At 50.7% G+C, this 5798-nt stretch carries 4 protein-coding genes; all 4 read right to left on the bottom strand.

The window, feature by feature from the left end:
• The coding region (locus tag KDD36_14585; protein ID MCB0397876.1) for a hypothetical protein at nucleotides 1–430 on the bottom strand (430 nt) is incomplete at its 3' end.
• A gap of 410 nt (nucleotides 431–840) precedes the next feature.
• Nucleotides 841–2151, bottom strand: a complete 1311-nt coding sequence (locus KDD36_14580) for a TolC family protein (GenBank protein MCB0397875.1) — start codon at nucleotides 2149–2151, stop codon at nucleotides 841–843.
• Nucleotides 2132–5206 (bottom strand): efflux RND transporter permease subunit, encoded by a 3075-nt coding sequence (locus KDD36_14575; GenBank protein MCB0397874.1) that lies wholly within the window; start codon nucleotides 5204–5206, stop codon nucleotides 2132–2134. Before KDD36_14575 ends, KDD36_14580 begins: the two co-directional genes overlap by 20 nt.
• 6 nt (nucleotides 5207–5212) lie before the next feature.
• The coding region (locus tag KDD36_14570; GenBank protein MCB0397873.1) for an efflux RND transporter periplasmic adaptor subunit at nucleotides 5213–5798 on the bottom strand (586 nt) is incomplete at its 5' end.

Below are 5798 nucleotides of genomic sequence, written 5' to 3'. Positions count from 1 at the left end.
AACCGGCTTCCTGGTTACCGATACGAACGGAGAAGCCGCCACCATTGGGTGCTACGACGGGGATGTTTCCGTCGCTATTGGGATCAAGTCCGTTACCGGTTGTAACCGTATGACGAACATTCCCGGGGGTGGGCGCCAGCACACTGCAGTTTCCGAGGGTTCCGTTGACGGAATTCACCCCTGGTTTAAGACCGGTCTGATCGCATTTGATAGGACAGCAAGGGCTTTTGGTGGGGGATGCGCCAGCACTGCATGATGTACATGTATATGTTATTGTTCCACCGCTGGACTGTGGGCTACAGTTTCCACATTCGTTAAAACATGCATTGAAGTCTGTGTATGTTTTACCGATAGGACATCCTGAGAAATGACAACCATTCCAGCCGTTCAGGTCACCATCTTCAAAGCCGAGGTTATCTCCGCAATCCACTATATTACCGGTTTGGGCAAAGGAAGATGGAACGGATAAGGTTAAAAAACCTGACAGCAGGCACACAAATACAGCAAGGGTAGATCTACAGAAGCACATCAGTCAACAGGGGTCAGTTATCGTACAAAGTGAGCAAGGCCGGGAGACGCTTTCGGGAACACCGGAAAAAATTTGTGTCCGCCGCACGGAGGCATACCAACCTTTAGCGTGGTAAATTAGCTTGGTATAAGACTTTTAACAAAACAAATTTTCATTTTCCTTAGTATCCCAAATAGCTATTTTGATCAGACCTCAGAAAACAAGCATCCATAACTTCTTGTTAACCAAACCTATACAGCAGGAGGTGAAGGACGAGCCGAACTATCTGTATTTAGTTGGGGTTAAAGTGATCAACGCGTCCTGACTGATATTTACATATACGCTTCGATGATCCGGCCTGAGATGCGGTTTACGTTAACCTCTATGGTTTGGATAGCAAACTGTAATTGTGCCAATATGATCTGTGTATTCATCAGCGACAACTGGGTGAGCCGGAACTCATAACCACTGATCGCCCCTTCTCTGAATTGTTGCTGTGCTGTTGCGTACACCTCCATGACGGTAGAAACGTTTTCTTCTGCAATGGCAAGCTGGTTGCGTACCGCAAGCCAACGGCCATGCAGTTTCAATGCTTCGGCGTGAAGGTTTCGTGCCAACTCCTGTCTTGACAAGGTACTTTTCTCTTTATTGATGGCTGCGTTCCTGATCTCCCGCTTGGTATTGCCGCCATTAAAGAGATTGAAGTTCACCGTTAGTCCGGCCGTTGGCCCGAAGTTTTTATTGGACTGAATAAACCCGACCTCCGCAACCGATTCCGTATACTGATATCCCCCGTAGACATTCACTTTTGGGTAACGGTCCGCTTTCGCCAGGCGGAGTTCGGTTTCGGCAATCAACTCTTCCAGCTTCTGCATGGCCAGCTCGCTATTGTGACCTTCCACCTGTTTCAGCAATGAATCCTTTTCCGGTACATCTGTAGCCAGAAATAAAGTATCTGAGAACCGGCGTTCCGTTTCCAGGTCATTACCCAGTATCCGGTTGATCTCAACCTGCAACGATGCGATCGTATTCTGACGATCCAGGAGACGGATGCTGTCATTACGGTAATCAACCAGGGCCTGGCCATAGTCGGCGTTCTTTCCAGCTCCAACTTCTTTCCGTTTCCTTTCCATACTCAACCGGAACAAAGAAATCTCCAACGATTGCTTGTCATTCTCAAGCAGACGTTTTTCATACAATATCTGATAATACGCCATTGCAATATCCGATACTGTTTGCTCTATATAAAACCTGGTATTGGACTTTCCCAAAGACTGCAAATATTCCAGTTGATCCTTTCTGGCATAAACGCGGAAGCCGTCAAACGCCACCCAATTAGCTAACAAAGACACATTGGCATTGGTATTTTGCGCATTGCTTCCTTCTCTGACCGAGCCATCGGAAAACCGTTGGCGGGCATTGTTTAAAGAAGCGGAATAACCTCCATTCAAGTCGATGGCAGGCAGACTACCTGCATTCCCGGAGGTATTGTTATTCTCTGCGATCTTTTCGTCGTTCTTAACAATCCTGATACGGTAATTATTCTGCAATGCCTCATCCACCATGTCCCGTAATGACTGTGCACATGCAGGTGTAATTCCGGTCAGGGCAATCAGGATGATATCAACTAAAATCCGCTTCATTGATTTTATGGTTCTCTTTGGATGCAATGTATGAATACAAGGCCGGGATCACGAACAGGGTCAGGACGAGCGCCAGAATAAGTCCGCCTATGATCGTCAGTCCCATGGGGATGCGGCTGGAGCCGGCATCACCCAGTGCCAATGCGATAGGCAGCGCACCAAGTACGGTAGAAAGGCTGGTCATCAGAATAGGCCGGAATCTTTGTGAAGCTGCTTCGGAGGCGGCCTCTCTCAGTGACATACCGGCGTCTCTTTTCTGGTTGGCAAATTCAACGATCAGGATGCCGTTTTTGGTTACGATCCCGACCAATACGATCATCCCGATCTGGCTGAAAATGTTCAGGGTCTGATCAAACCACCAAAGGGTGATCACGGCGCCGGCCAGGGCCAGCGGAACGGTAAGCATGATGATGAGCGGATCCCGGAAGCTTTCGAACTGTGCAGCCAATGTGAGATAAACCAGCACCAGGGCAAACAGGAAGATCAAATTGGTGCTTTTGGCGCTTTCCTCAAAATCCGATGCCCCACCTGCCAATTCGGTACTAAAGGACTCATCCAGCAGATCAGCGGCGATCGAGCGCATCTCGTCAACACCATCTCCGATCGTGTAACCCGGAGCAGGATCGGCCTCGATGGTGGCTGAGGTATAGCGGTTGTAGCGAAGCAGGGACGGAGGGCGACTTCGATGGTCGATATCCACCAGGTTGTCGAGCGTGACCATTTGTCCGCTTGCGTTTCGTACGGAAATGCCTTTCACATCCAGGGGTTCGTCCTTGCGTTCCTTCACGGCTTCCACCAGAACCTGGTATTGTTTTCCATCAAGAATAAAATAACCCAGGCGTTGTTCGCTCAGAAAGGTCTGCAAAGTCCGGGCGATATCAGCGACACTCACCCCCATCAACATAGCCTTGCTGCGGTTGATCGTGACGGTTATCTCGGGTTTGTTGAATTTCAGGTCGACCTGCGACACTGCGAAAATTTCACTGTTCTGTACACGGTCCATGAAAGACGGCAGCACCTCCTTCAATCGTTCCAGGTCCGGCGCCTGTAACACAAACTGTATGGGAAGCCTGCCGCCTCCGGAACTCACTTTGATCGTAGGCTCCTGCACGACAAAGGATTTGGCGAAGGTCAGCGTTCCGAGTTTTGCATTGATCTCATTCGCCAGCTGGTCCTGGGATTTTTCCCTGTCCGACGGTTGCTTGAGCGGCATGTAGATGAATGCTGAATTGGCCGCGGTGGAAGCCCTGAACGTAGGGGATGTGACTCCCAGCAGGAAAGCTTTCTCGGGAAGGGTATCCAGGATACTCATCAACCGGAGTTGATAATGGTCCATTGCTTCATAGGAAGTACCTTCCGGTGCGGTGGAGATGATCCTTAACTGGCTCTTGTCTTCCATCGGAGCCAGTTCGGACTTCAGGCTGTTCCCGATCCAGAAAATGATGCCGACCATGAACAAAAGTACGGGAACTGCAAGCCACCGTTGGTTCATAAATGATAGCAAAGCTTTGTGATAACCTTTGGTAAGATTGTCCACCACCCTGCCGAAGGTGCGCATCAATGCATTCTCACGGCTGCTTTTCTTCAGCATGCGCGAGCACATCATAGGCGTGAGGGAGAGCGTAATAAAGGTGGAGATGACCATGGCGCCCACCACGACAATGGCGAACTCACGGAACAATTGTCCCGTAAGTCCGGACATAAAGAATATGGGCAGGAACACGCAAACCAGGGTCACCGATGTGGCGATCACGGCGAAATACACTTCCCTGGAACCTTCAAATGCAGCCTTTACCGGGTGCACACCTGCTTCCACTTTGGCATAAATATTTTCCATGACCACAATGGCATCGTCCACAACCAGTCCGGTGGCAAGCACTAGTCCGAGCAGCGACAGGATATTGATCGAGAAGCCGGCGGCATAAAGTACAGCAAGGCTGCCTATCAGCGCGATCGGAATGAGTACCACGGGGATCATGGTGGTGCGCCAGTTTCTCAGGAAGAAGAATATGACGCCCAGCACAAGAATGAATGCAAGCAGGATGGTGGATTTCACTTCCTCGATCGCCTTGCGGATAGTGATTGTTTTATCCATGGCCACATCCAGCTCGATGTCCGGCGGCAATTCTTTCTTCATGATCTCGATACGGCGGAATGCTTCGTCGACGATATCGATATAATTGGAACCCGGCTGTGGTTGCAGGGCAATACCCACCATGGGGATCATGCCATTACCACGCAGAATGGTCCTTTCCGACTCAGCGCCCAGGCGGGCGGTGCCGATGTCTTTCAGACGGACAAGCGTCTGTTGGTATCTGCCTATGATGAGGTTCTCAAATTCTTCCGGCGTATAGAGGCGGCCGATGGTGCGGACGGTCAATTCGGTTTCATGGCCTTCAATGCGACCTGAGGGCAGCTCTATGTTCTGGGCATCCAGTGCATCCTGGACATCCAGCGGGGTGATGTTCAATTCCCTCATGCGGGTAGGGTCCAGTTCCAGGCGCATCGCATACTTTTTCTCTCCCCAGATGCGGATGCTGCTCACGCCGGGGATGGTCTGCAGGCGTTCCTTGAAAATATTGGTACCGATCTGGGTCAGTTCCAGCAGGGCCCTTTTTTTACTTTGAACGGTGATGGACAGGATGGTCTCCGCATTGGCATCCGCCTTATTCACCGTAGGAGGTTCCGCATCCGGCGGAAGATTGCCGACAGCTTTGGCCACCTTGTCCCGAACATCATTGGCTGCATTATCCAGATCCATTTCCGCCATGAACTCCACCGTGATCGTACTCCGGCCATCGGTGCTGATGGAGCTGAGGATCTTCACCCCGTCTATGCTATTGATTTGTTCTTCGAGCGGTTCGGTGATCTGAGCCTCTATCACCTCTGCATTGGCGCCCGGGTAATTGGTTTGCACAGTCACCACCGGCGGGTCCACGCTGGGATATTCGCGAACGCCCAGGGAAAGGTAGCCCACCACACCCAGCAAAATGATGACGATGGCAAACACCGTGGCCAGCACAGGTCTTTTGATACTTATTTCCGAGAGTGTCATGCTTTGCTATCGGGTTGATTGCAATGTAATATCCATACCTTCTTTCACGCCAAGAAGACCGGTGGTGAGGACGGTATCTCCGGCAGACAGTCCATCCACCACATGTATCATGGCAGGTGTTCTGTGGCCTGTTTGAATCTTGCGGCGCACGGCCTTGCCATTTTTATAGAGGTAAACGGTTTGATCATTGATTTCGGGAACGACGGCCTGCGTAGGAATCAACAGGGCGCTATCGACGGCATTTGCAGTGATGCGTACTTCAGCATATGATCCGGGCATGATGATCCGGTCTTTCTTCTGCGGCAGCAATGCCCGGACATTGATGGTTCTGGATTGCGGATCAATCACAGGGCTCATGGCATAGACCGAAGCTTGTAAAGTATCCTTACCGATCATCACCTCAATGGAATCTCCGACCGACAGGCTATTGGCATAGGATTGTGCCAGGGTGGAGTCGACGTTCATATTTTCCAGCTCTGTCAGGGTAGTGACCGGGTCACCGGTATTGAGGAATGCGCCCACGCTAAAATTGCGCATACCAAGCTGACCGGAGAACGGTGCATTCACGTTGGCCAGATCAATGTTTAACAGA

The organism is Flavobacteriales bacterium (genome assembly GCA_020435415.1).
In the GTDB taxonomy this organism is placed as follows: Bacteria; Bacteroidota; Bacteroidia; order JACJYZ01; family JACJYZ01; genus JACJYZ01.
This window is presented reverse-complemented; position numbering and strand designations above follow the sequence as displayed.